We start from the raw sequence: 23,782 nt of genomic DNA, 5'->3' as shown, positions 1-23,782 counted from the left end.
GGCGGTGGCCGTGATGACGACGACGATCGTGGCCGTTCAGGCGGTCGAGGCCGTGGCCGTGATGATGACGACGATGATCGTGGCCGTAGTCGCAGCCGTTATGATGATGATGACCGCGGCCGTTCAGGTGGTCGAGGCCGTGGCCGTGATGATGACGATGATCGTGGCCGCAGTCGCAGCCGTTATGATGACGATGACCGCGGCCGTTCAGGCGGCCGTGGCCGTGATGATGATGACGATCGTGGCCGTTCAGGCGGTCGAGGCCGTAGCCGTGATGACGACGACGATCGTGGCCGTTCAGGCGGTCGAGGCCGTAGCCGTGATGACGACGACGATCGTGGCCGTTCAGGCGGTCGAGGCCGTGGCCGTGATGACGACGACGATCGTGGCCGTTCAGGCGGTCGAGGCCGTGGCCGTGATGATGACGACGATGATCGTGGCCGTAGTCGCAGCCGTTATGATGATGATGACCGCGGCCGTTCAGGTGGTCGAGGCCGTGGCCGTGATGATGACGATGATCGTGGCCGCAGTCGCAGCCGTTATGATGACGATGACCGCGGCCGTTCAGGCGGCCGTGGCCGTGATGATGATGACGATCGTGGCCGTTCAGGTGGTCGAGGCAATAACAATGACAGAAAAAGAGATGAATACGGCCGCTTTGTTTCAGGATAAGTATTCTTTAGTATATTAATAACCCCCTTACTCTTGTTTGAATTTAAATTTTCTTCACCGACTATTTTGATTTGAATAAGAGTAAGGATTTATTTTTAAGTTATTTCTATTCAAGTTATTTATATTTAAAAATACCTTAACCAATTAAGATTCAAATATTATTCTTATAAATAAACTTTATTGATAAATACATCAGGTCATTTTATTTATTTTAAAAATATTAATATAAGCGCAATTTAAAACCTGCGCTTTTTTTATTGGCTTTTTTATTTTTAAAATATATTAAAAATATTAATGATGGAATTTTATTTTCCTTATTCTTGCTCAAATATTGAAATGATATGTTTACAACTCAGATAAACTTCTATGACTTTCATTCAGATAGAATCAAGTTGGTATGAAATGTTCCTGACATGGTGTGTTAGAACATACATACTATTATTGTAATTATAACGACCCATTATCTTTTTAAAGTCATAAACCGGCTTCATTTCAAGATAACTAAAAGATAAATAATTGATGGAAAAATCTATGCAATGTCCTAAATGCGGATCTTCGGAAGTTGAAAAACGAGATCACGAGAAAAACATCAAGACAATAAGCGGAATTCTTCTTACTTCCGCGGGTGCAACAGCAGGAACAGTTGGAGGGGCCGCAACTGGCGCATCAACTGGAGCAGCCATTGGTGCAGTTGCCGGACCATTAGGCGTGATTTTCGGTGGAACTGTAGGCACGTTTGTGGGAGCCATTGCCGTTGGCGTCACTGGGGGTATTTTGGGTAATATCTTTGGCAAAAAAGCCGGTGTAATTATCGATAAAAATGTGTTCTTAGATTACAAATGCCTAAAGTGCAATCATCGTTTTAAAGAAAAAGCATAAGGATTCAACTGTTAAATTTTTACTGTAATTAAAAAGACCACTCTAAAATGAATGGTCTTTTTTTTGCACGGATAGAGATTTACAAATTTTCTCTGGATGAGTGAACTGTTTTCACTTACATCGCTCAAAAATCATCAATTCGCCTGTAACTTTTTAACTACATCACCCAGGCGTTTGCCCTGCTCTTCACACAAAACTTTTTCATCTTGGCTTAAGCCTAAATCATGGCGCGGACCGCTGACATGGCTGGCACCATACGGCGTACCACCCGATTTGGTATTGGATAATGCTGGATTGGCATTCGGTAAACCCATAATCATCATGCCATGATGGAACAACGGTGGCAGCATGGTCAGTAAGGTACTTTCCTGCCCGCCATGCATAGAACCCGATGAAGTAAAGACACAGGCCGGTTTTTGATGCAAAGCGCCATTTAACCAAAGACTGGTGGTCTGATCCCAAAAATACTTCATTTCAGATGCCATATTGCCAAAACGGGTTGGTGAACCTAAGGCCAAGCCTGCACAATTCGCCAAATCATCTAAACTACAATAAATATCCCCTTCGGCAGGAATACTCGGTTCTGCTTGCTTAACCACTGTCGATAAATTTGGAACAGTGCGAATTTTTACCGCCATACCTGTAGATTCAATCCCGTTGGCAATTAGATAGGCCATTTCTTTGGTTGAACCATATTTGCTGTAATATAAAACAAGGACATAAGGCTGCATAATTTTTATTAACAAAGCTAAAAAAGAAAACTATACGGTATTTTTCCCATTTTTTGGTTAAGCTTGATGATGAAAATTCATAAAGATGATTAAAAAAAATTGAGACTTTATAGCTATGTTAGAAAAGTATTTAAAAAAGCTGCCTTTTTATAATGAGACTTGGTTTCAATTTGTTTTATTTGTCATAAGACGTTTTGAAGCCGATCGTTGTCGTGAACAGGCAGGCTCATTGACCTATACAACGCTCTTTGCAGTGGTTCCCATGCTGACCGTTTTCCTGGTCATCATTTCTTCCATTAAAGCGCTTGAGCCGGCAAGGCAACAGTTACAACAACTGATTTATAGTAATTTTTTGCCCCGAACCACAATTGCTTTTGATAAAGCCCTGAATGCCTTTACCGATAAATCCAGCAACCTGACCATCATCGGGATTATATTTTTATTTATCACCACGGTAATGATGCTGACCAGTATCGAAACCGTATTTAACCGGATTTGGCGAGTCCGGGAAACGCGTGGTGGCATTATTGGATTTATGCGTTATTGGACCATTATTTCCCTCGGTCCAATTGTATTGGGTAGCGCCTTTGTTATTTCATCTGCCGTGGCATCTTTAAATGTACTGAGCAATAATTTTGCCGGCTATGAATTGGATGGCGAATTTATTTTTTGGTGTATTTCCTTTGCCCTGACCATTCTGGGCTTTTTCATTTTAAATTGGACCATTCCCAACCGTAGTGTGCCCATCAAGGCAGCATTAATTGCAGGTACATTCAGCGCGGTAGTCTTTGAATTATTAAAGAATCTGTTTGGCGTCATCATGTCCAATTTCACCAGTTATGAAATTGTCTATGGTGCTTTTGCCGCCGTGCCAATTTTCCTGTTATGGATTTTCTTATCCTGGAACATTGTCTTATTAGGCGTTGAAATCAGTTATGCGCTGACAGCTTTTTATTCAGGCAAAGATCACAAGCGTCATCCGGTGATTATGCTGCTGGATTTGTTGGAACTGTTTTATAAAAAACAGCAGAAAGGCGAAACGGTCTCTGATGAAGAAGCTTTGGGCATTTTGGGACGTGAAGAAATTGGGCGCTGGCCTTCTTATGTCCTGATGCTGGAAAAACAGAACTTGGTTAAACGTACCGACAATGACGAGTTTGTTCTCGCGCGCAATTTGGCTCAAGTCGATTTCTGGAGTTTCTATACCCAGTTGCCCTATCCACTTCCACGGCGTCAGGATATGGGTAATGTTCACCCTGACGATGAATGGATGCAAAAACTGGGGCCTGCATTAATTGACGCAGATGACTATCTTTCAGCGAAATTGGCGATTCCCCTATCCAAAATTCTGGAAGAGAAATAGCATTCTATTTCTTTTACTCCACTGAATATTGAGAAAAATCTACCTAAGATAAAAATATCTCTCCTTCCTCCGTAAAAGAGGAAGGAACATGGATCAGACTTGAATTTCCGCAGTGTTCTTCCAGCAAATCATTGCCCCGAAAGTCACCAAGCATGTCCCAATCCAAAAGGTGAAGTTGGGTGTTGCATCCAAAATCAGCATCGACATAAAAGAGGACAAAACAGGCATAAAATAGGTCGCGAGAATCAGCAGCTTGATATTGCCAAACTGCAAACTCTGATTCCAGTTGCTATAGGCAATCCCCACCAGAGCTCCTGTCACGGCAATCAATAACCACATATTCAGTTGTGGAAAAATAAAGGCTTCACCCATCATAAAATGAATACACCATAAGGCGACCGCCGTTACCACGAAAAATAGCGGCACCGCATTTTGCCCTTGAGCGTATTTCTTGGTCAGTACGCTATAACATGGCCAAAGCAAAGCCCCTAAAAATGCAAAAAAATAGGCCATCGGATTTTGTTGCAGTATGTGCAGAAATTGACTCAGATTCAAAATATCCGGATTAACCACCAGCAATAATCCAAGCACCGAAACAATAAATCCTAAAACAATTGGCCAACGGTAATTCAGCTGCCTGGCCAGTATTGAAAATACGATGGTTAACGGCGGCCACAAATAATTGATCATTGCAATAATCAGCACCTGATCATGATTTTGTGACAAGGCAATTGAAACCAGAAATAGAATTTCATATGCCACGAATAAAGCGCCACAGCCCCACACATAAGCTTTGGACATGTGCTGAAAACGTGGCAGCCCATTCAACACCAAAATAGCCATCGCACTAAAACTATAAATCAGGGCAATGGCTGAAATAGGCGTTAAGGATTCAGTAATCAGTTTAACCACTGCAACCAGACTTGCCCAAATCAAGATGGAGGATAAACCGATGCATGTAGCTGAATTGACTGAGTTAAACATGCTGTAATTTTCTTTTAATCCAGTCCTGCATACTGACCACTCCCACTCCAAGCATCACCAGCATTGTTCCAACAATAAAATTGAGCTCAATGGTTTCATTTAAAAATAAAATTCCAAACAGCATGCCAAACAATGGCGTTAAAAAAGAAAACACGCCTAAGTGACTGGCTAAATAATTTCGTAACAACCAGAACCAGAGCATTAAACTCATAAATGACATGATCAGGGTATGAAAAATCAGACTGCCAATTGCAATATAAGTCCAATGAATTTGCGTTTGCCCGAGTATAAAAGCCAAAGGAAATAGAAAGATAAAACCTCCCACTAACTGGTAAAACAGGGTTTGGGTGGGATGGGCTTCATTCAATTTACTCAAGCGCAATGAAATGGTGGTCATTGCCCACATGAGGCCAGCCAGTAATGCCAGAAAGTCACCCCACAAAACTTGACTCAAACCTTGATCAAGCTGCTTTTCTCGCCCCATAAAAGTCATCACAATTCCAGCAAAAGCAATTATTATTCCAGACCATTGAAGTCGCGACAATCTTTCAGAAGGCAATTTCCAGTGCAGGCCCAATGCCACAAAAATAGGCGCCGTATACAGTAAAACCACGGTATGTGAAGCTGAAGTAAACTCTAGCGCCTGTGCAATGAATACAAATTCAGCCGAAAATAAAAAAGCCAGCCAAATCCCCGGCACTAAATAAGCTTTTGAATAAAGATGAGTATTGGGTTGCAGCTGCAGCAGAGGAAGTACCAATAATGCTGACAGTCCGCAACGAATTGCAATTTGCATAATCGGAGCAATATCAGCCGCAGCCAGTTTAAGTACGACCTGTTGCAATCCCCAAACAATGCACAAAATCACCATCAAGCCCGATGCACGTGCATCTAATCCTTTCCTCTCGCCCACAATCCTGACTCGTCTGAAAAACTCGGCTCACTATAGACCTGTCGTATTTAAAATATATACTTCAAAACAGACAAAAGATCTTCTTATTCAGGCATTCCAAGCGCGTATGAAAAAAAGACCACTGCATGAACAGCCCTTAGCAACACTCATCAACAATGACGAGATTACGGCGCCATTATGGATTCAGTTTCGCCATGCGCCAGCACAATCCATTTATCCTGCACATGGGCATGCCTGGGGTGAATTTATTTATGCCTTTAATGGGGTGATGGAAATTAATATTGATCAAATTGATTATACTACTCCTCCCCCTTATGGCATCTGGCTGCCGCCACATTTAAAACATAGTGGTTTGAATCGCACTGATGTTTCACACGGTACGCTCTATATTCATGAAAGTTTGTGTGGGCGACTGCCCAAACAGGCCGGGATTCTCCTGAACTCTCCTTTGGTCTGTGCCTTAATGCAGCATCTCAAACAATATTCACAACAGAAGGACCATCCTGAGCACTTGCGTTTGCTACATGTTTTGCTGGACCAGTTGCATCATGCCCCGCTGGTCGGCAGTTATCTACCGCATTCCGAGCATCCAGCCTTAAAGCAAATTCTGGATTATTTACATCAGCACCCTTCGGATCACAGTACTTTGCAACAACTCGCGCAAGGCATGAACATGACCGAGCGAACTTTAGCGCGTTATAGCCAAAAAGAATTAGGAATGTCGTTAAACGAATGGCGACAACGCTTAAAAGTGATGAAAGCCATGTCCATGTTAGAACAAGGAAAAACGGTTGAAAGTATTGCCCTGGATTTAGGTTATGCCAATGCCTCAGCATTTATTAATATGTTTAAGCGCTGGATGCACTCTACCCCGGATCAATTCCGCAAACTTTACAACTCGGTATCTGAATAAATAAAAAACCTAAACCATTGAAAATATTATTTTATTTAACACATCAGAAGCTATCACAAGAACTAGGTGCCAAGAGTGAAAAAAGACCGCCTAAGCAGTCTTTTTCTTGATTCGAGGCTTAAGCCTGAACAAAGGTTTTCCAGACAAAGTCCTGGCTTTGACCTTGTAATGTCATGGTCAGTTGATCCCCTGCTTTTAATGCAGCTACCCCTGCAGGTGTACCGGTCATCACCACATCACCCGGTTCTAAAGTAAACACTTGGCTGATGTCAGCAAGTAAAGTCGCAATATCAAAAATCAGTAAAGCGGTATCGCCTTTTTGACGCAGCTCATCATTAATATGCAAAGTGTAATGCACATCTTTCCAGTCTTTAACTTCTGAAAGCTCGACCCAGTCTGCCAACACACACGAACCATCATATGCCTTGGCACGTTCCCAAGGCTGACCTTTCTTTTTCAAGTCATCTTGTAAATCTCGCAGGGTCAAGTCCAGACCTAAAGTCACCGCACCCACGGCTTCTAAAGCCTTAGCTGGGTCAGTTTCTGCCTTTAAAGCACGGTCGATCCGTAAGCTGAGTTCACATTCATAGTGGCAATTGCCCCATGACGGGTTCCATGAAATGCCTTGTTCCAAACGCACCAGACTGCTTGGCGGCTTAATGAATAAAACTGGACGATCAGGAATGGCATTTCCCAATTCTTTGGCATGGTCTGCATAGCTACGACCGACACAGACAATTTTAGATGGACGTGTACTCATGATCTTCCCTTTTTATTTCACTTTGACTGTATTTCAAGGCTTACTTTTTGAATGTATTTTCAAATACGGTTTGATCTGCAGACTGCTCAAAAGCGCGTTTCGGTACAATAATGACGGTACGATTTTTCAATTCAATCATATAGGTCAGTTTACCTATGGCAAAGTTTTGTACTTCGCTGTAGTTAAAAATCTGCTTACGGCCATTGGCATAAATTTCTGCATAATCCTGAAATAATTCGATGCCCTGTTCACTTTTGCCAAACTGGTATTTCACAAATTGACGTTTAAACATCATTGGTAAAAACCAGTAACGCATAATCAATTGTAAAATTAAAAAGAAAGCCCCGAGCGCAACATAATAGCGGCCCACGCCATTAAAGCCGAGGTAAAAACCCCAGACAATGATCCCGATACTCACCAGTGGGGTAATAAAACGGGTTAATTGTTTTTTACCAAAAGTCGCAAGGGCAAAACCATCTTGTGATTCTTCCAGGTTTAAGGAATAACGTAGCGCTACCGCCGGCTTGGTCTCTGACATGATTGATCATCAAATTATTACAACAATTGCGCTAGATATTACACCAGATTCGCGCTTTTCCTTATTGTTTTGCCGGCCTAAATTACATAAGTTCGCTTCACAATTGCTGAAAAATTGATTAAAACTTCAACACACCCTCATAAAAAGCATAAACAGGATGTGATATGCAAAACAATAATCACAGATGCAGCCTCTTGATTCTATGCTGCCTGATTGGCACGCAAGTTTCGGCGAAAATCATTCCATGGAAAGAACAGATTCCCAGCAGCTTAAGCGTATTTCAAGGCAAAGCTCAACCATTGGCAGATTTGACCGCAAACCGTATTTTGATTTATGCCCATCCTGCGCAATCCATTACTTTGCCGACCTTTAAAAATCCGCAAAGTATGACAGGCAAGTTTTATACCGGTGCCGTGGTTGTACCAAGCAACAGTCAAAATGTGGCGCGGCTTTTAAGTAACTATAGCGGCTACAATGGACTATTTCCGGTATTGAAATCTGCAAAGGTCGTAGAGCAACAAGGCGCGATTACCCAGATGAAATATCAGGTCCATATTCCCACCCCGATTCCCATCTTAAACTTTAAAGAAAATGTGGTGATGCAGCATCATTTAACGGCCAATAGCATTTCTACCCTTGTGCTGGATGCGCCCATTCCTTACGGTGCGGGAAAAATTGAATGGTTTGATTTAGGCAGCAATAAAACCTTAATTACCCTTACCCAATGGGGCGACTTGAACCATCCCAAAGGTTTTTTATTCAGCACCATTTTAAATGCCATTCCAGAGGCCAAACTCGGCATTCCTTCTGGCACCAACGCTTTTTTATTAGAAGCCTTGCAACAACACTTTAAAACAGCGACCTATCAAACCTTAAAAGCCGGAGCGTTACCAGAAACCCACTTAAGCTCAAGCCAGGTTCAAAAAATTGCAGCACTGAGCCAACAATCCCAAGAACCGGTTTCTTTTATTTTGCCATCCAATAAAGTGCCGTATCGGCATGGTTTGGAAAGCTTGCGTTTTAGTAGTAGCTATCAGTATTTTGCCAAAAGCCCGCAACAGTTACAGCATTGGCTCAGTGCTCCTGCTTATCAGGAACTTTTTCCACGCCAGATTAAAGGCATCGAAATTAAAAAAATTGATCCCAATACTTTTGATGCCGACTATAAAATTTCAGTCGGCTTAGGCGTGATCAATATTCCATTTGATTTTAAGCTGCGTTTTGACTATCCCAACAGTCTGGAAAATCAGTTTGATGCTGTCGGTGGTGACTTGCAATTTGTGAAAGGCGGAATGCAGCTGATTCCTCAAGGCACCGGCACGCTCTTAAATGTCACCAGTGCCATGAAAATTCACGACAAAGCGCCAGTTCTGCTGCGGGCGATGCGCAGCATGCCTTATCACGACATGTTGCCGGCCTTGGGTGGCAATACCGTATTGGCATTAAAGATTAAGCAGAAGATGAAATAATGTTTTAATATTTTTAATTATTTCAATTCTATAAAGTTCAGGCACAAAAAAACCGCAATTAAGCGGTTTCTTCCATTTTTACATCTGTCGATGTGTTCAAGTTGGTGCGCTCAGAGAGATTCGAACTCCCGACCCCTTAGTTCGTAGCCAAGTGCTCTATCCAGCTGAGCTATGAGCGCGACGTCTTGATGTGGTGCATTATACGCGTTTTTAACTGTCTGTTAAGTGCTTTTTAACAAATCCACAATCAAGTGGACAGTTATTGGGCGATATTTGATTTTTCATCTATTTTTTAAGCAAAAAGGTTAATTTAATCCTGCGGTACTGCGTCTACATACTTTAATGCTCATACTGACAGAAAGAATTGAATCATTTATTATTCGCCCCCCTACCGGCTTCCACTTCTCCTGCCCGCTGATAATGAGTGAATACCACACCACTTGAGGTAACCAAGTGATCCGTTAATTCAAAAGCAATGGCCGTTGAACCCTCAGCAAATAAACGTTTACCTGCCCCCAGAAGGACAGGAAAGTCATCAGATAAAGTTCATCAACCAAATCATGCTGAAAAAGTGTCTGTAGCATATGGGCACTGTCATAAACTGTACGATCTCCCTCTCCTGAGGTTTTGATCTTTTTTAATTCCTCTACCCGAGCACTTGATTTTATTTATTCTGCAACCTGCAGCTTATTTTTATCAATCAATTTATTTATATGCTATAAAATCCAGACACAAAAAAACCGCAACATGTGCGGTTTCTTCCATTTTTACATCTGTCGATGTGTTCAAGTTGGTGCGCTCAGAGAGATTCGAACTCCCGACCCCTTAGTTCGTAGCCAAGTGCTCTATCCAGCTGAGCTATGAGCGCGTACTTGAGTTGCTTTTCAGCATTCGTTACATTTACGTTTAACTTGATTGGTGCGCTCAGAGAGATTCGAACTCCCGACCCCTTAGTTCGTAGCCAAGTGCTCTATCCAGCTGAGCTATGAGCGCATTTCAAGTTATTCGTGGCGGTGAGAGAGGGATTCGAACCCTCGGTGGGCTTTAAGACCCACGCTCCCTTAGCAGGGGAGTACCTTCAGCCACTCGGCCACCTCACCGTAACGAGCCGCCATAATACAAACTAAACTCTACTTCTTCAAGTCACATTTCAAAAAATTCCGATATTTTTAATCAATCATCTATTTTTTAAACGATTTCCAGCTTTATTGCGTCCCTTTGCCCGCTTTTTTCGACCGTTGCTCGTGTGAAATGTGCGGCTTCCCTGTAAAATTGAAATTGAAAACACAATATTGCAATCATTTTCGTGCAGTATCATGCTGCATGACTTATGCTAATCCTATCTTCTGACATGAAGCCAAAGACATTATGAAAAATTGGGTCGATCCTGAAGCCAAGGCTGAAGCCGAACGTTATGACAATCCTATTCCAAGCCGTATTCTTATTTCAGAAACGATTGAAAAATTACAAGCACCACAATCTCATGCAGATTTAGTGGAATACTTTAATATTGCAGATGAAAGAAGTATAGAAGCACTCAGCCATCGTTTAAGTGCCATGGTACGTGATGGCCAGCTGATGAAAGATGGATTTAAGTTCCTGCTCGCAACCAGCCAACCGACTCGTGAAGCAACGGTATACATCAACTCGAAAGGTTTAGGTACAGCAAAAATTTCCGATCATGATGATATTTTATTGCCTGAACGTGAACTGCGTTTGGTCTTTAATGGTGACCGCGTTAAAGTGCGTCAGACTTCTATCGACCGTAAGGGTAAACCTTGGGGTTTTATTACTGAAGTTGTACAGCATCGTGTAAAACAGATTATTGGTAAAGTTGCGGTTTATGACAACGAATACTTTATTCAACCTGCCAATCCAAATGCACATCAGCCGATTACCTTAGAAAAAGAACTGATTGAGCATGCCCAAGTCAAAGTTGGTGATTCGGTTCGTGTTGCCATTGATGACTATCCGACCCGTGAAGAGTTACCTACAGGTCACATCGTACAATCGATGGCGGACAAGGCCGACACTGAAATCATTATTCCGCAAACCATTTTAGAATTTGGCTTGCCGTATGAGTTTCCGGAAGAAGTGGTTGGTGAAGCAGAAAGCTTTAAGGAACCGAACGAACAGGATCTCCAGGGCCGTATCGATTTACGTGATTTGGCCTTAGTGACCATTGATGGTGAAGATGCGCGCGACTTCGACGATGCCGTGTATGCAGAAAAACGTCCAGGTGGCGGTTACCGTGTTGTGGTGGCCATTGCCGACGTTAGTCATTATGTTCGCAACGACCATCCTCTGGATGATGAAGCCAAAGAACGGGGTACCTCTGTGTATTTCCCGCACTTTGTCTTGCCGATGCTGCCTGAGGCACTCTCCAATGGGCTATGTTCGCTCAACCCACACGTAGACCGTCTATGTATGGTATGTGATTTGACTTTGTCCCGCGCAGGTAAAGTCACCGGCTTCCAGTTCTATCCATCGGTGATGCATTCAAAAGCACGCTTAACCTATACTCAGGTTGCGCAATATTTTGATGGCGAAAGCGATGCGATTCCTGACGACCGCAGTGTGCACAAGTCATTGAATACCCTGTTCCAGCTTTATCAGATTCTTAAAGGTTTACGTTCACAGCGTCATGCGATGGAATTCGAAACCGTCGAAACCTATATGACTTTTGATGAGTTAGGCGGAATTAACGAAATTCTGCCACGTTCACGCAATGAAGCGCATAAACTGATTGAAGAATGTATGTTGCTGGCCAATGTGGCAGCAGCAGAATATGCCTTGGAAAATGACATTCCAATGTTGTACCGTGTGCATGAGCCACCTGAATTTTCACGTATCCAGAAAGTGCGTGAATATGTGAAATTGCTGGGCTTGCCATTCCCTGAACAGCCGACCCAAAAAGACTACCAGGCGGTGATTGATGCGACCAAAGACCGTATTGATGCGCCAAGTATTCATGCGGTGTTATTACGTTCAATGATGCAGGCCTATTACGGCGCAAATAACGCCGGGCATTTTGGTTTGGCTTATGATGCGTATACGCACTTCACTTCACCAATTCGTCGTTACCCTGACTTGTTGTTGCACCGTGCCATCAAAGCGCATTTAAAACAGAAGCCTTTTGCGCTTTCAGGTGCCGCTTTAGATGATGCCGGCGAGCATTTCTCTCAAACTGAACGCCGTGCGGATGAAGCATCCCGTTCTGTGACCACCTGGTTGAAATGTCACTATATGCAGCAGCATTTAGGTGAAGAATTCGTGGGCATCATCAGTGCAGTTGCTGAATTTGGTTTATTCGTCACCCTCAAAGACCTCTATGTCGATGGCATGATTCACGTCAGCCAATTGGGCGATGACTTCTTTGTTTATGATCAAGCCAGCCAAAGCCTGGTCGGCCAAAGTCGTGGTCAAACCTTTAGTCTGGGCGATGAAGTCAAAATTAAAGTGGCAGCCGTGAATCTGGAAGATCGCAAGATTGACTTTGAACTGTTGCAACAAATGACCCATGCCGGTCGTGTGATTCGTAGCCGAGCACCGCGTGTTGCCAAAACGACAGCGCAAGAAGAGGTGTATAAGCCTCGCGCTAAAGCTGTGGTCAGTGACGATGGTGAACAGCCGATTCGCAAGAAGAAGCCAAAAACCAAGTCAGATTCTTTTGCTAAAAAGTCAGACAAAAAGCCTGCGGCTAAATCTGACCTAAAAGCCAAAGAGAAAGATAAATTGAAGAAAAAGTCTAAGCCGAAAAAGAAAAAGGCCAATGCGAAACCTAAAATAGAGTAGCTTTTAAAAATTAAGCCCTACTTCGGTAGGGCTTTTTTATTGATTAGTGACATTCATAGCTATTTGCTGACTTAAAATAAAGCTAGACCTTGATTTCCTTATGCCTAAGCCCTACATCTACTATTAAGTTTATAAATGATATGGCGTATAGAAATGACTTTAGAAAAGGCGACTTTGCCTGTTCCCCAATTTGATCAAATTCAACTTGCAGATTTAAAACAACAGATTGAACAAGCCATTCAACAAGGACAGAACTTTCTAACAAATTTAACTGAAGTTCCTGACAATATTCAGGCACAACAGGCCGTATTGGATCAAGTCGATACCCTTGAAAATAATATGAGTGAATCTTGGGGGGTGCTGTCACATCTCAATGCGGTGATGAACAATGCAGAAACCCGCGAACTCTATCAATCCCTGCTTCCGGCTTTAAGCGAATACTATACCCAGCTGGGTCAACACACGGTGTTATATCAAACTTATCAACAGGTGCATGATGCGCCCCGGTTTAATACGCTTCCTGCTGCACACAAAAGTGCGATTAAACTGGCACTGCGTGACTTTAAACTTTCAGGTGTGGCTTTAGAAGGCGAAGCCAAAACACGTTATGCGGAAATTTCTGCACGTTTATCTCAGCTTTCATCCGATTTCTCCAATCATGTGCTTGATGCAACCCAAGCCTACTTCAAACCATTGACTGAAGAACAACTCAAAGGCTTACCGCAAAGCAGCGTCGAGCTATTAAAACAGTATGGTCAGCAACGTGAACTAGAACAGGCAGTGGCCACTTTAGATATTCCGTCTTATCTTGCCATCATGACCTATGCAGATGACCGTGCCTTACGCGAGGAGCTGTATAAAGCCTACACCACACGCGCATCCGATCAGTCTGAACATACAGAATTTGATAATACAAAAGTCATCGAAGAAATTTTAAGCCTGCGTCATGAAATGGCACAGTTACTTGGCTTTAATAATTATGCCGAGCTTTCTCTGGCCAGCAAAATGGCACCTGATGTCGAAACTGTCGATAAATTCCTGGTCGACTTGGCTGAACATGCCCGTGCGCCTGCAACACAAGAAATTGCCGAACTTAAAGCCATTGCTTCTCAAGACGGAATTCAGGAGTTACAGCCTTGGGATACCGGCTACTATTCTGAAAAGCTTAAAGTTCAGCAATTCAATTTATCGCAAGAATCATTAAAACCCTACTTCCCTGCACCGAAAATTCTGCAAGGCCTGTTCAGTATTGTGAACCGTCTTTACGGCATCAATATTGTGGAGCGTGAAGCTCCGGTTTGGCATCCCGATGCACGTTATTTTGAACTGGAAGATCAAGGCAAGGTAGTGGGCGGTTTCTACTTTGACCTGTACGCGCGCAGCGGCAAACGCGGTGGCGCTTGGATGAGTGGCTTCCGTTCACGCATGCAAACCCAAGATGGCTTGCAAAAACCGATTTGCTACATGGTCTGTAACTTCACGCCTGCAGTCGGTGACCAAGCTGCACTGCTGACTCATGATGAAGTGAATACCTTATTCCATGAATTTGGCCATGGCTTGCATCATATGCTGACTGAAGTCGACCATATTGCGGTAGCAGGAACGCACGGCGTCGATTGGGATGCAGTCGAGCTGCCAAGTCAGTTTATGGAATTCTGGACTTGGGACACCGACAGTCTGGATCTGCTCAGTGAACATATCGAAAGCAAACAGCATCTTCCACAAGATTTACTTAAGTCTTTACTCGATGCCCGTTTCTTCCAGTCGGGTATGCAGACCTTGCGTCAGATTGAATTTGCTTTGTTTGACCTGTCGATTCACAAGCACAGCTCCGCTTTAAATGCAGAACAGGTTCAAGCCACCCTGGATGATATTCGTCAAAAATATGCGGTCGCACCAACGGCAAGTTATAACCGTTTTCAGCATAGTTTTAGTCATATTTTTGCCGGTGGCTATGCTGCAGGTTATTACTCGTATAAATGGGCGGAAGTTTTGGCCAGTGATGCCTTTGATCGTTTCGAACAGGAAGGAATTTTTAATGTTCAGACCGGAAAAGAATTTCGTCAATTTATTCTAGCAGTTGGCGGAAAAGATACAGCACTTGATGCGTTTATCAATTTCCGCGGACGCGAGCCAAAAATAGATGCGTTATTACGTCATCAAGGTTGGACGAACCCCTCTAAAAACGCTTAAACTAGGCGTCTTAGATTGATCAGAAGGTAAGTAGGATGGCTATTAAACGTCGTTTCATTGCAGGTGCAAAATGTCCTAAATGTGAAGCGCTAGATAGAGTTGTCATGCTTAGCTCTGGCGAAGATGAATGGATTGAATGTGTCGAGTGCGGTTATACAGAAAACCGCCCGACGCATATTGATGAACCACAAATGCCGGAAGTACCGGATGAAGTTGGCGTCATTCAATTCAAACCTCGTCAGCCAAAATAAAAACAGGTTCAACACATGACGTTAGATCAAAGAAATAGCCCAAAACTTTTATTGGGCATTACTGGGGGCTTGGTTGTAATCATTATGCTTTTTTTGGCATATCAATGGTTTTTTGCAACCTCAAATGAAGTACTTCCTGAACATGAAGCAGCAAGCTTAACTATGCCGGCAAAACCTGCGGCTTCTGCTAAAGTCAAACTGGATGAACCCGAAGTTGCGATAGATGAAAAAACCCTTCAATTGGTCGATGAAAAAATTCTGAAAGCCGCTGTTCCAGAGAATGAATCCTTAGCCAAAGAAGAAGTGGCTAAACTTGCAGATATTCAAACGCAATTGAAGGATCAGGAAACCCTGCTAAAAGCACAACATGCAGATGCCGCTGACTTAGTTGCACTCAAAGAAGAGCAAATCAAATTACTCGAAGCTCAACTGGCTCAAAAACAATAATTTTATCATTAAAGATTCAGCTAAAATATCAGCAAATATTCTAGCTGATTTTTTTCATGCCTCTAGTTACAAGCAATCGCAACTTATTCCAAGCGCTTGCTTTACTCACCTGCTCTGCTTTTCTGTTTTCCCTGATGGGTGTCTGTATTCGTTATGCATCGCATACGGTCGACAATCCCACTATTGTCTTTTTCCGGAATTTTGTCGGATTATTCATTTTCCTTCCGCTCATTTTTAAGCAAGGGACAGGATTTTTTAAAACTGAAAAAATCTGGATGCATACTTGGCGTGCAGTCATTGGGCTGATTGCGATGTATGGCTTCTTCTATGCCATTGCGCATTTAAAGCTGTCTAATGCCATGGTATTTACCTACTCATCCCCGATTTTTATTCCGTTGATTGCCTGGCTATTCCTGAAAGAAAAAATCACCAAATCCATGTTCCTTGCTGCAGCGATTGGTTTAATTGGCGTGATCTTTGTCGCCAAGCCGGATGCTGGCATGTTTAATCAAATGTCGGTGATTGGACTAGGGGCAAGCTTTTTAGCCGCCATGGCATTCGTCACTGTTCGAGCATTGACCAGTACCGAGTCGCCTGAAAAAATCGTGTTCTATTTCTGCTTGATCGGTACACTTATTTCCATGGTTCCAATGTTTTGGCTATGGCGTCCCTACTTATGGACTGAACTCGGTTTCTTGATTTGTGCCGGCTTACTGGCGAATATCAGCCAGATTTTCATGTCGAATGCCTATAAACTTGCACCAGCAGGACAGATTGGACCGGTGAATTATATTGCAATTATCTTTGCCGGCATTTGGGGTTTCATGTTCTGGCGAGAAACACCTGATCAATACAGTTTGATGGGTTTTGCACTGATTCTTACGGCGATTGTGCTGTGTAGCCCTTTAATACAAAAACGCTCAGCACGATAAGTAAAAATAACCTGCCATCAAAAAAGCACCCGAAGGTGCTTTTTTGTTATCGCTTAAAAATTATTGATACCAGCCAAACAGCTTAAACACATAGGGAAGATAAGCGATGATTAACATGGCAGGTAGCATCACGATCATGGGTAAAATCCAGCGTTCATAGCGATAGTAGAAGGATAGATGACGAACTTCTGCATCAGCTTCGGCTACCTCGGCATCTCCAATAGACTGCCGGGCCAGAAGATGGTTGAGCGCTACAGGCGGTGTGACATAACCAAGCTCAAAACCAATCAGGGTAATCATCCAGAAATGGACCGGATGAATACCGTATTGATAGGCCACCGGAGCCACCGTAGCAGAAATCAGAATGACTGCACCAAACGGGTCCATAATCATGCCCACGAAGACCATCAGCCCGACAATTAAAGTAATTACCAGAATAGTGCTGCTGATATCCGTCGGGAAAGCCTCCATGACTTGCATACGCTCCAGTAAACCGCCCACGCTGACAGAAAGCGCCATCAAGATTACCAAGGCACCAATATGCCCCACGGTTTCACTGGTAGAAATATGCAGCGATTTCCAGAATCCGACCTCCCGCAAGCTTTCTCCGTAAGTAGAACGTTTTACCCCATGATTTACTGCCAATTCTTTGCTCTGCTGCGTACTATGCTCTGCTTCACGGTATTCAGCATTTGCTGCCGCACCCGAAGTCGCCAATGCAGGCGTTGATCCCGAATTTAGTTGGGCAGTCAGGGTTTCATCCCAATGTCCCACGGGTGGTAAAGGTGCAGGTTCGTGGCGTAACTTGTCAAAAAGCACAACCAGTAACAGAATGACCGGCATCATCACAGGTGCAGTAAATTCATTCAGATCGGTTGATAATGCGTATTTGTAGAACAGCCAGATCAGGATAAAAATCACCACATAAGGAACAATGGCAACCAAAGCACGAGCAGATTGAGGTGCCGCTACACCAGGTGCCGCAATACGGAATTTAGTCTCGGCCAGGAACAGCGAAATGACCAGAAATAAGGTTGAAGTGATTAGGAATACATACACACCATACTGATACAGCAAGTCGGTCGTGACTTCCTTATTCAGCGAAGCAACCACCACAATCAATAGACATGGACGTAACACCACCCCCAGAGAACCGGACATTGCTGTTGCTGCCAAAGCAAACTGACGGCGTCCACCCGCATTCCAGACTTCCTTATAGATAATCGCACCTGCTGCGATCACAAAAATCCCCGACGCTCCGGTATAGGCGGTTGGCAATGCAGCTGCCACCAAGATCAACCAGGTCAAGGTTTCAGGTGCTAGATTCCATGGACGCAGGATATTCAGGAACATATCCACAACACGGGTCTGTTTCAGCAACATACCGGCCCAGATAAACAATGCCAGATTCAGGAAAATGCTCGAAAACTCTACCAACTGACCAAGGTAAATCCCTTGGCCCATCGGATAATCCATCAAGAAGGTAAAATTAATCCCGGTAATGATGGCCATATAGCCATAGAGCGGCACACTCAGAAAGGCCATTCCAAAGCTACCACCTTCTTGTGTCGGCTTCGGCTGCCTGAATATCTGATACAGGCTGATCAAAGTCAGGGTACTGAACAGAATCATCCACAACCAGTAAATATACTTCATATCTCCGATCGGGACGCCAGAATTCAGCATCGACATATATTGGCTATAAGATGAAAATGCCAGGAAAGCATTAGCGACCAGCATGACTATCGAATAAACTTTAAAGTCGATACGCGTTGCAGGACTACGCAAACCGATATGATGGGTTTTCAGCGTGGTACTGATCGCTGCGAATACCACCATGATGACCAGTAACAAGGCACGGTTTTCAGTACCGAACTTGAATACGCCAAAGAAAGATGTTTCAAAAGTACGATATGCGCGAATACTCGGATGAGCCTGAGTATGGGCAACCGCTTTATCATAAAACTGATAAGACTCTTCACAAACCTGTTGAGCCTGTAATATCGCAGCACGAACGTCAGCCTCTGAACGTACACCGAAAAAATCAGCATATTCATCGGCTGCATCCGCTTTCATCTGCTGCTGGACCTTGTTATCAACATTGACATTACGTTCACAGGTGGGAGAACTCGGCTCAGCACGTAGAAATGAATATTGCATGCCAGTGGCCGGATCACCATACAGACGTTCACCCATGCGTAACAACTGACCATGAATCATCTCACCAGTACCGATGATGAGCGTGAGCAAAAGTAATAATAGAATGACAAAAGCCGAAATCCACTCTGTCCATATATAACGTAACAGACCTAATCCTGATCTATTATTTTCATCATTTTGCATGTGCATTCCTATTTTTTATTTTGGTCATTGCAACAGGTTCAGCAATACCCATTTTCCTTTTCGAATAGAAAATATCCTTTCTCTATTCAATCTCTTTATTGTTATGAACAAATTTGCATTAATTCTGTATTAATGAAAATGACAATATACATTTTCTTTTATGTTTTAAATGTCAATCTCATTCCCATTCAAAGAAATAATCCCATAATATATAGAGCATTGCGATAACGACTCCGCCAATCACTCCCAATAAATGTGCTTCCACCAACACTGGACTGCCAATGAGTTCAGCTGTCCCTACACTACCAATGGTATTTTCCCAAATCAATTTGGCCAGAATAAGCAACAGCACAAATGCCGCGAAATTACGCTCTTTCTTATATAACAAATGTACGCATGCAACCGCGACATAAGCACCGTGCAAGACCCCAGATAATCCTGCATAGGCTTCAATATCCGGGAAAAAATAGTAAAAACACAGGCTAATAAATAATGGCAGCAGAACAAGCAAAGCAGCAAAGTGCCAAACTTTAACCCGGGGGAAAATAAAAGGTAAACAGGCAAAAGCCAGCATGTTCAGCGCATAATGAATCCATCCTACATGTACCCAATGTCCGGTCCATAACCGCCAAAATTCTTGAAATAAGCCTGCTTGCCAATAAATAAATGAATCTGCAAAAACTTGAAGGCATGCCGAAAAAGACACCACAATTGCAATAAAAACAACTTTCCGCATGAGAAATTGGTCTTTCATTGGCATGCCCTCTATTTTAAAAATGACTGATCAAAGATTAAAACCATCCATTCGCCAATTAAAATACTCTTTTAACTGGACTAAACTTAGGATTGAGCAGTGACATCTTCATTAAATAAATCATCGAGTTCTGCGGTGTTCTCTTGATCATCCCAGAAGCGCTGCATACCATCATCGCTGGTACGGATACCGGTATGTTCGGTCCAGTAACGGTCTGAAATGCCCTGCACCATATTCTGCGACATACTATCGATCAGCTTAAACTGTGGATTCACAGGTTTTTCTTCTGAACGTGAAGCCGCAAATGTTTTTAGTGCGTCACGAATTTTGGCATCATCACCACTGGCTTGCGCAGCAACGGCATATAAGGCATGTGACAAGCGCACCCCTTTTTGCTCACCCAATTGCACTGATTCTTTTAAGGTTTGATAAGGATCAGGTTTGCCATCTCCAGCCCCCGGCAATAGCGTCCAAATTACAGCACGGGCTGCATTTGGTGCACCCCAGAATTTAGCATTGTCTAAACAGGTCATGCCACGTTCAACCACTGCCGCAATATCTTTTGGCACATTGATTGCGCCGCCAGAATTAATATCATTGGTCATGGCTTGCAAACCACTAATCATCCCCATCAAATAGACGGTTTGATCCAGATCACTTTTCATTTTCGGGCAACCTTCGCCCAGTTTCTTGTTATATTTTGTCGCCCAACGATTTTCAAGCAGCTGATACCCTGCATATTGGCGCTGTGCAGCAATCGCCGCCCAGCGTTTTTGTTCTATACGGGCGTCTTGGGCTTCTGAAATTTGACCCGCTTTAGAGGCACGTAAATAACGCAACTCTGATTCGAGCGCCTGATTTTCAGCACAAATTCCAGATGAAGCATATAAAAGAACAGCAATACGGGTTGGATCTGCACCCATATCCTTGGTTGACATAATGGCGGGGGTTAATGCATTCCCCGAATTACACGCCATATCAGCATCATCCATTGCTAAAATAGGCGGTACAATGTGTTTCTCACTAAAACCCAGTGCGACATTGGCGCCTGTTTTAACCACTTGAGAACAACCTGATAATAAAGAACTTGCAACTGCAATAACTGCCATACCCTGGCATATTTTTTGGACTCTCGACATTTTCCTGTCCTCTATAATTGTGTTTATGTCCATAGCAACTAAACATATCAGATGCGAAATCTGAATAAAAGAGTATTTACTCTAATCAGATCAGCTACTTTGCCATGAAATGAAGTCTGGAAAATTGACTGGATTGAATGAAGTTATAATTTTTGGGCAAAAAAAAGTAGCATTGCGACGGTTCGACACATGCTACTTATCAAGGGGTCAAAGCCTAACGGCTTTCATGTTGTGCAAATTGATCCTTCAGCACTGTTCCTAGTCGTCCAATAACAATTGCCAAAACAATCGCTATCACCAGAAACATCCAAGTTGGAATCATCATCATGTTTCCTCATTTGCTGTTGGTAGATTTAATGTACATTTAGCGTAAATAATTAACGGGATAAATTGTCTGACAATTGCAATATTTCGCCATTTTGTATTCACTCTGTCTTACAAAGATCAGTTTTAAATATATAAAATATTGATTAATATTATTTTAATTAAATATTCAAACATACGATTGTCTAACAATCAGATCAGTTTCGCTAGTTTCTTTAAGTTCTTCCACTGCTGCAGTGGCAGTTGATCGACCCAGATCAGCAGTGGTTTCTCCTGAAAATGCTGGAAATAAACCACAATATAAAGTTGATGATCAATAATATGACTAATCGAAACGCGTTTAATCTGCTCAGATTTGGCACTTGAGAGTGACCACTCTCGCGCATCCAAATGTTCAAAACACAGCGGTTGCGGTACTTTTAGACCATAGGCATAAGCCATCACGCCCAGCAAAATGCAAAGTAGCCATAACCATGGCGACAGAAGCTGTTGCAAAAGCACAATCAGCAGGGTAAAAATGATCAACTGAAACACGAAGGCCAAGCGGCTGCGTTTCAGCTGAAAAGACCGGTTAGCCATGGACGTAATGTTTCAGCTTAACAATCAGATCTTTCATTTCAGGACGTGGCGGTTCAGACACTTCCATAAACCAATCGAGTAAATCTGGATCTTCTTGTGCCACTAATTCTGCAAACACTTGTTTTTCCGCAGTATCAGCTTTTAAATAATAATTTTTTACGTAGGGATCAAAGTACACATCTATTTCTTTTAGGCCGCGACGGGCACGATAAATTACTTTGCGTTCTTCCAAGCTCATTTCTTCACTCACAGCATTCCCCAATAGTGTTAAATTTTTGCTAGTTTACCCTATCAGTGCCGCATGTTTCGAGCCATTTCCTGCAATTGACCAAATTCATCATTTACTCTAAATATTTGAGCATTCAGCACATTGTCGCGTGCTGATAGATCTTTTACTTTCTATACAACAATAACTCTGAAAATGGACAGAATAAAAATGCAATCAGCTGCAATCCGCCCCATAGCCAATATGCTAGCGCGTAATCTATTTACAGCAGAGCATGAAGCATTTCGTGAGACCGTGCGCAAGTTTTATGAAAAAGAAGTGGCCCCCAATATAGAAAAATATGAGCAGCAACAGCATGTTGACCGTGAGTTATGGAATAAAGCTGGTGCTATGGGACTGCTCTGCGCAACCATGCCAGAACAATATGGCGGTTCGGGTGTAGACCGTCTTTACAGCATGATTCTGATTGAGGAACAGGCCTATGCCATGGATTCATCCACCGGATTTTCCCTACACTCGGATATTGTGGCGAACTACCTTAATAATTTCGGTAATGAACAACAAAAACAGCAATGGTTACCGAAAATGGCGACCGGGGAAGTCGTTACCGCAATTGCCATGACTGAACCCGGTACAGGATCAGACCTGCAAGCAGTACGAACGACTGCCGTTTTGGAAGGTGATGACTATGTGATTAATGGCTCGAAAATCTTTATTACCAATGGCTATTTATGCGATATGGCCATTGTGGTCTGCAAAACGGGCAGTGAAGATAAAGGCTCTGCCAATTTATCCTTACTCATGGTTGAAGCCGATCGGGCAGGTTTTAGCAAAGGCAAGCCACTCAACAAGATTGGCATGAAAGGACAAGATACCTGTGAATTGTTCTTCGATAATGTCCGTGTACCTAAAGAAAATTTGCTTGGCATGCAAGGCATGGGTTTTATGATGCTGATGAAAGAATTGGCTTGGGAACGCATGTTGGTTGCTATTATCTGCCAAGCCGGTGCAGAAGCCGCTTTCGCTCATACTGTGCAATATACCAAACAGCGTCAAGCCTTTGGCAAACCGATCAGCGCTTTTCAAAATACGCATTTTAAACTTGCCGAATTACGTACCGAAATAGATTTCTGTCGTGCTTATTTAGACCGCTGCATGCAATTACAGCTTGAAGAAAAACTTGGAATAGATGCTGCGGCTGCTGCGAAGTACAAAATTTCCGAGATGTTCTCTAAAGTTGTCGATGAATGCCTGCAATTGCATGGTGGCTATGGCTACATGATGGAATACCCGATTGCACGGGCTTATATCGATAACCGTGCCAACCGGATTTATGCAGGTACCAATGAGATTATGAAAGAATTAATCTCGCGCTCTCTTTAAATAAATTAAAATAAGTAAATTAAAAAAAGGAGCCTTAGGCTCACTGCTGTCCCATAGTTTGATTTAAATAAAAAACCTGAGTCCAAATCGTTAAAATATGAGTGCAAACAAACACTTTAACGACCAGGATTCAGGTTTTGTCACATCAGAATACCGTATTTCATCAGCTTATTAAACCCGTCGTGCGACAGGAT

Annotated in this window: 21 protein-coding genes and 4 tRNA genes; 11 read left to right on the top strand and 14 right to left on the bottom strand. The window is 43.0% G+C overall.

Going from position 1 to position 23,782, the window contains the following annotated elements; genetic code table 11:
* Both E0H81_RS14630 and E0H81_RS14625 read left to right on the top strand, forming a co-directional pair.
* Positions 1–672, top strand: a 672-nt coding sequence (locus E0H81_RS14630) for a hypothetical protein (RefSeq protein WP_205677732.1), incomplete at its 5' end; no start/stop codon positions are given.
* A gap of 519 nt (positions 673–1,191) precedes the next feature.
* Positions 1,192–1,551, top strand: coding sequence for a hypothetical protein (locus tag E0H81_RS14625; protein WP_131269150.1), 360 nt, complete (start codon positions 1,192–1,194; stop codon positions 1,549–1,551).
* Positions 1,552–1,685: 134 nt separating this feature from the next.
* Here the strand turns inward: E0H81_RS14625 and wrbA are convergent, their stop codons facing one another.
* Positions 1,686–2,291, bottom strand: coding sequence for an NAD(P)H:quinone oxidoreductase (gene wrbA, locus E0H81_RS14620; RefSeq protein WP_131319927.1), 606 nt, complete (start codon positions 2,289–2,291; stop codon positions 1,686–1,688).
* A 106-nt stretch (positions 2,292–2,397) separates the two neighbouring features.
* On the opposite strand from wrbA, the gene E0H81_RS14615 reads away from it, so the two are divergent.
* Complete coding sequence (locus E0H81_RS14615) at positions 2,398–3,645, top strand: YihY family inner membrane protein (protein WP_131319925.1); 1,248 nt, start codon at positions 2,398–2,400, stop codon at positions 3,643–3,645.
* A 93-nt stretch (positions 3,646–3,738) separates the two neighbouring features.
* Here the strand turns inward: E0H81_RS14615 and yddG are convergent, their stop codons facing one another.
* Positions 3,739–4,629 carry an aromatic amino acid DMT transporter YddG gene (gene yddG, locus E0H81_RS14610; RefSeq protein ID WP_131319923.1) on the bottom strand — a complete coding sequence of 297 codons (891 nt, stop codon included), beginning with the start codon at positions 4,627–4,629 and terminating at the stop codon, positions 3,739–3,741.
* Positions 4,622–5,542 carry a DMT family transporter gene (locus tag E0H81_RS14605; RefSeq protein WP_131319921.1) on the bottom strand — a complete coding sequence of 307 codons (921 nt, stop codon included), beginning with the start codon at positions 5,540–5,542 and terminating at the stop codon, positions 4,622–4,624. The genes yddG and E0H81_RS14605 overlap by 8 nt, the downstream gene beginning before the upstream one ends.
* Positions 5,543–5,648: 106 nt before the next feature.
* Here E0H81_RS14605 and E0H81_RS14600 point away from each other — a divergent pair, with 106 nt between their 5' ends.
* On the top strand, positions 5,649–6,455 hold the full coding sequence (locus E0H81_RS14600; RefSeq protein WP_131319919.1) for an AraC family transcriptional regulator: 807 nt from the start codon (positions 5,649–5,651) through the stop codon (positions 6,453–6,455).
* Positions 6,456–6,573: 118 nt separating this feature from the next.
* Here E0H81_RS14600 and E0H81_RS14595 read toward each other — a convergent pair whose 3' ends face one another.
* Positions 6,574–7,215 carry a fumarylacetoacetate hydrolase family protein gene (locus tag E0H81_RS14595; RefSeq protein WP_131319917.1) on the bottom strand — a complete coding sequence of 214 codons (642 nt, stop codon included), beginning with the start codon at positions 7,213–7,215 and terminating at the stop codon, positions 6,574–6,576.
* 40 nt (positions 7,216–7,255) lie between these two features.
* Entirely contained in the window at positions 7,256–7,753 is a 498-nt protein-coding gene (locus E0H81_RS14590) for a YcxB family protein (protein ID WP_131319915.1), read from the bottom strand.
* 164 nt (positions 7,754–7,917) lie between these two features.
* Between E0H81_RS14590 and E0H81_RS14585 the strand changes: the two genes are divergently transcribed.
* Positions 7,918–9,222: an SRPBCC family protein gene (locus tag E0H81_RS14585; RefSeq protein WP_131319913.1), complete on the top strand. Its 1,305-nt coding sequence runs from the start codon at positions 7,918–7,920 to the stop codon at positions 9,220–9,222.
* A gap of 102 nt (positions 9,223–9,324) precedes the next feature.
* Here E0H81_RS14585 and E0H81_RS14580 read toward each other — a convergent pair.
* From E0H81_RS14580 to E0H81_RS14565, 4 genes are all read right to left on the bottom strand, one after another.
* Positions 9,325–9,401: transfer RNA gene (locus tag E0H81_RS14580), tRNA-Arg, on the bottom strand.
* Positions 9,402–10,013: 612 nt separating this feature from the next.
* Positions 10,014–10,090: transfer RNA gene (locus E0H81_RS14575), tRNA-Arg, on the bottom strand.
* 48 nt (positions 10,091–10,138) lie between these two features.
* Positions 10,139–10,215: transfer RNA gene (locus E0H81_RS14570), tRNA-Arg, on the bottom strand.
* Positions 10,216–10,230: 15 nt separating this feature from the next.
* Positions 10,231–10,322: transfer RNA gene (locus tag E0H81_RS14565), tRNA-Ser, on the bottom strand.
* A 268-nt stretch (positions 10,323–10,590) separates the two neighbouring features.
* Between E0H81_RS14565 and rnr the strand changes: the two genes are divergently transcribed.
* The 5 genes from rnr (at position 10,591) to E0H81_RS14540 (ending at position 16,840) form a co-directional block, all read left to right on the top strand.
* Entirely contained in the window at positions 10,591–13,017 is a 2,427-nt protein-coding gene (rnr, locus tag E0H81_RS14560) for a ribonuclease R (RefSeq protein WP_131319911.1), read from the top strand.
* A gap of 138 nt (positions 13,018–13,155) precedes the next feature.
* On the top strand, positions 13,156–15,210 hold the full coding sequence (locus E0H81_RS14555; RefSeq protein ID WP_171458603.1) for a M3 family metallopeptidase: 2,055 nt from the start codon (positions 13,156–13,158) through the stop codon (positions 15,208–15,210).
* Positions 15,211–15,251: 41 nt separating this feature from the next.
* Complete coding sequence (locus E0H81_RS14550; RefSeq protein WP_171458602.1) at positions 15,252–15,461, top strand: YheV family putative zinc ribbon protein; 210 nt, start codon at positions 15,252–15,254, stop codon at positions 15,459–15,461.
* A 15-nt stretch (positions 15,462–15,476) separates the two neighbouring features.
* The gene (locus E0H81_RS14545; protein ID WP_131319904.1) at positions 15,477–15,908 is read left to right on the top strand and encodes a hypothetical protein; all 432 of its coding nucleotides are present in this window, start codon (positions 15,477–15,479) and stop codon (positions 15,906–15,908) included.
* 56 nt (positions 15,909–15,964) lie between these two features.
* A complete protein-coding gene (locus E0H81_RS14540) occupies positions 15,965–16,840 on the top strand; it encodes a DMT family transporter (RefSeq protein WP_131319901.1) in 876 nt (291 codons plus the stop codon).
* Between the two features lie 60 nt (positions 16,841–16,900).
* Here the strand turns inward: E0H81_RS14540 and E0H81_RS14535 are convergent, their stop codons facing one another.
* The 5 genes from E0H81_RS14535 to E0H81_RS14515 form a co-directional block, all read right to left on the bottom strand.
* Positions 16,901–19,183 (bottom strand): TRAP transporter large permease subunit, encoded by a 2,283-nt coding sequence (locus tag E0H81_RS14535; protein WP_131319899.1) that lies wholly within the window; start codon positions 19,181–19,183, stop codon positions 16,901–16,903.
* Positions 19,184–19,361: 178 nt separating this feature from the next.
* On the bottom strand, positions 19,362–19,937 hold the full coding sequence (gene rrtA, locus E0H81_RS14530) for a rhombosortase (protein ID WP_131319898.1): 576 nt from the start codon (positions 19,935–19,937) through the stop codon (positions 19,362–19,364).
* 86 nt (positions 19,938–20,023) lie between these two features.
* Complete coding sequence (locus E0H81_RS14525; RefSeq protein WP_131319896.1) at positions 20,024–21,076, bottom strand: hypothetical protein; 1,053 nt, start codon at positions 21,074–21,076, stop codon at positions 20,024–20,026.
* 516 nt (positions 21,077–21,592) lie between these two features.
* Positions 21,593–21,979, bottom strand: coding sequence for a hypothetical protein (locus E0H81_RS14520; RefSeq protein WP_131319894.1), 387 nt, complete (start codon positions 21,977–21,979; stop codon positions 21,593–21,595).
* Complete coding sequence (locus E0H81_RS14515) at positions 21,972–22,229, bottom strand: FAD assembly factor SdhE (RefSeq protein WP_131319892.1); 258 nt, start codon at positions 22,227–22,229, stop codon at positions 21,972–21,974. The genes E0H81_RS14520 and E0H81_RS14515 overlap by 8 nt, the downstream gene beginning before the upstream one ends.
* 186 nt (positions 22,230–22,415) lie before the next feature.
* Here E0H81_RS14515 and E0H81_RS14510 point away from each other — a divergent pair, with 186 nt between their 5' ends.
* Positions 22,416–23,588 (top strand): acyl-CoA dehydrogenase family protein, encoded by a 1,173-nt coding sequence (locus tag E0H81_RS14510; protein ID WP_131319890.1) that lies wholly within the window; start codon positions 22,416–22,418, stop codon positions 23,586–23,588.
* Positions 23,589–23,782 lie beyond the last annotated feature (194 nt).

This window comes from Acinetobacter terrestris (assembly GCF_004331155.1).
Taxonomy (GTDB): Bacteria; Pseudomonadota; Gammaproteobacteria; order Pseudomonadales; family Moraxellaceae; genus Acinetobacter; species Acinetobacter terrestris.
This window is presented reverse-complemented; position numbering and strand designations above follow the sequence as displayed.